Annotated in this window: 4 protein-coding genes; 3 read left to right on the top strand and 1 reads right to left on the bottom strand. The window is 59.6% G+C overall.

The genetic code is table 11. From position 1 onward, the window contains the following. From AWB74_RS43860 to AWB74_RS43850, 3 genes are all read left to right on the top strand, one after another. Nucleotides 1-891 (top strand): EAL domain-containing protein (locus tag AWB74_RS43860; protein ID WP_143749524.1); only part of this gene is annotated, 891 nt, incomplete at its 5' end. 6 nt (nt 892-897) lie between these two features. Then, nucleotides 898-1,635 (top strand): TenA family transcriptional regulator, encoded by a 738-nt coding sequence (locus tag AWB74_RS43855; RefSeq protein ID WP_061152712.1) that lies wholly within the window; start codon nt 898-900, stop codon nt 1,633-1,635. Nucleotides 1,636-1,758: 123 nt separating this feature from the next. Next, nucleotides 1,759-2,490, top strand: coding sequence for an OmpW/AlkL family protein (locus tag AWB74_RS43850; RefSeq protein ID WP_235024951.1), 732 nt, complete (start codon nt 1,759-1,761; stop codon nt 2,488-2,490). 160 nt (nt 2,491-2,650) lie between these two features. Here AWB74_RS43850 and AWB74_RS46250 read toward each other — a convergent pair whose 3' ends face one another. Continuing rightward, nucleotides 2,651-2,866, bottom strand: a complete 216-nt coding sequence (locus tag AWB74_RS46250; protein ID WP_143749523.1) for a hypothetical protein — start codon at nt 2,864-2,866, stop codon at nt 2,651-2,653. Nucleotides 2,867-2,937 lie beyond the last annotated feature (71 nt).

Genomic DNA, 2,937 nt, shown 5'->3' with positions numbered 1-2,937 from the left:
GAAACGGCGATGCGCTTCGGCGATATCGCCTGCTATCTCGCGAAGGAACGCGGGCGCGACCGCGTGCATCTTGCCGTTCGCGGCGACAAGGAACTCACGCGGCACGCGAGCGCCATGTCGTGGTGCGGCCGCATCAAGGATGCACTGGCGAACAACCGCTTCTGCCTCTATGGCCAGGAAATTCGCCCGGTCGACTCGGCCGGCAGACACACATTGAAGCAGCATCCGCAGCATGTGGAAGTGCTGCTGCGCATGGTCGGCGACAGCGGCAAGATCGTCTCGCCGTACCACTTCCTGCCCGCCGCAGAGCGCTACGGATTGATGTCCGCAATCGATCGCTGGGTCGTGCGCGCGGTCTTCGCCACGCTCGCCAGAACCGGCAATGCCGGGGGCATTCAATACGCCATCAACCTGTCCGGCGCTTCGATCGGCGACGAACGCTTCCTGCAATTCCTGACGGATCAGTTCGAGATCAGCCGCGTGGACCCCGCGTCGATCTGCTTCGAAGTGACCGAAACCACGGCCGTCGCCAATCTTGCCGCAGCGGCGCGCTTCATCCGCGAGTTGAAAGAGCGCGGCTGCAAATTCTCGCTCGACGACTTCGGTGCGGGCATGTCCTCGTTTGGCTATCTGAAGCATCTGCCCGTCGACTACATCAAGATCGACGGCGGATTCATCAAGGACATGCTCAAAGATGCCGTTAGCAGAGACATGGTGGCGGCGATCAATGATATCGGCCATTCGATGGAGCGCCTGACGATCGCGGAATACGTCGAGAGCGAAGCGATCCTGCAGGCGCTCGGCGCGTTGGGCGTGGATTTCGTGCAGGGGTTTCATGTCGGGCGACCGGCGCTCTGGGCACAGAACATTGAATTTCTTGAAGTGACGTAGGAGGAGATGTTGGATCCCACTTTTCAGCGAGTTGGCGACTTGAAGGACATTGCCAGCTATCCCGCATGGCTCGGCGACGTGCTGGCCGAAACGCACGAGGCCAAGCGGCAGGTCATCGACCATCCCATCTTTGCCGCGATGCGCGAAGCCGAGCTGACGCCGCACCAGGCCGAGGCATTTCTGGTGAATGGCTGGCCGGTCGTCGAGCAGTTTCCGCAATACATGGCGATGAATCTTCAAAAGCTGCGCTATGGGCATTCGCGCGGCGAAGACCTGGCGCGGCGCTATCTAACGCGCAATATCCGCGTCGAGCAGAACCACGCGGATTATTGGGTCGACTGGGCTGCGGCGCACGATGTGAACAAACGCGCATTGATGAAGGGCAGCGGCCCTTCCCTCGCCTATGCACTGTCGCACTGGTGCTGGAAAAGCAGCAGCGGCGACCCGCTTGCCGCGAGCATCGCCGCGACCAACTTTGCCGTCGAAGGCGTCACCGGCGAATGGTCCGCCTTCGTTTGCAGCAGCGACACTTACGCGAACAGTTTCCCGGCATCGATCCGTCGCAAGGCCACGCGCTGGCTCAGCCTCCACGCGCACTATGACGACGCGCATCCGTGGGAAGCGCTCGAGATCGTCGCGACGCTGCTTGGCAATGCGCCCGGCGTCGACGAGGTGCATGCGGTAAAACGCAGCATTCAAATGAGTTATGAATATTTCAAGGTAAGCCTCGACTGCTGTCTGTAGAGACCACTGGTTCCACTGCTTTCGCCTGTTGCACGCTCATCGCCCCGGCTATCTCAACTCAAGCGACGCGGGCGCGCTCGGCTATACCTGATTGATATCTGAAACGAGAAGAGAAAAATGAAACTGAAACACATTGCATGCGCAGCCCTTTCGACATTGGCTCTGGCCGGCGCGAGCGGCGCACATGCACAGTCGGCGGGCGATGTTCAGGTCAGTGCTGGCTGGATGCACTTCGCACCACAAGACTCGAGCGGCCCGTTCAACATCACTGCATTGGGCCAGACGGTCACGAATCAGGGCGCAGGTGCGTCGGTCAGTGATGCCGATACCTTCGGCTTGACGCTGCAGTACTTCGTCACGGACCACATCGCCGTCGAAGCGGTCACGGGCGTGCCGCCGAAGTTTCATCTGAACGGCGAAGGGACGCTCGGACCGTTGGGTGAACTTGGGACCGTTCGCGAATGGAGCCCGACGCTGCTGCTCAAGTATTACTTCCTAAGTGCGCAGAGCAAATTCCGGCCTTATGTTGGCGCGGGCGCCTCGTATGTATGGTTCTCGGACGCAAAGCTCAGCCAGCAGATGGCGAACGGCGCGTTCCTCTATTCACCGCAAACCGGCACGGCGCTGACCGGCCCGACAAGCGTGCACATCAGCAGTTCTTTTGCGCCGGTCGTGAACGCGGGACTCTCATACAACTTCAGCAAGCACTGGTCGGCAGCCTTCTCAGTGTCGTACATGTGGCTGTCGGCGCGTGCGACGCTCACGACGAACTCGTCCGTCGGTCAAGTCAAGAGCGAATCGAAGCTCAAGCTGGACCCGATCGTGACGTTCCTGTCCGTGGGATATACATTCTGAACGGTGGACGCTTAGTGCCAAGAGTACCGGGAAAACGCCGACCGCCAAACGGTCGCGAAAAGGCAAAACGGTCTCTGGGCGCCATCAAGGGGAAAGGCCAGAGCCCGTACCGACCCGACGCCAATTTCAAAATCTCCGAGTCTGAGACGTTTCGTTCGCTTCAGAGCCAGTGGTTTCTGCTGCCGATATGTTGAATATGGACACTCGCTACAGAAACACCGTCGGCGCGTTCGAATTTCGTATGATCGACGCCGACATCGCCCACATTCGGCTCGCCATAAAAACGGTTTTGCGAGAACCAGCTTCGGCGCTTCCTGCACTTTATTGGCGCCGTCGCCTGCAAGATTTGCTGCGAGAGCGTCACCTTCTCCACCATCAGTTTTCGATGGTAAGCGACCTGCTCACGACGATTGATAGCGCCAGTGACGCCCGTCTAGCATAAACCAT

Origin of the sequence: Caballeronia arvi, from assembly GCF_001544695.2 — a bacterium.
Lineage (GTDB): Bacteria > Pseudomonadota > Gammaproteobacteria > Burkholderiales > Burkholderiaceae > Caballeronia > Caballeronia arvi.
Note: the sequence above shows the minus strand (reverse complement) of the source record. Positions and strands in the feature narration are given on the sequence as shown.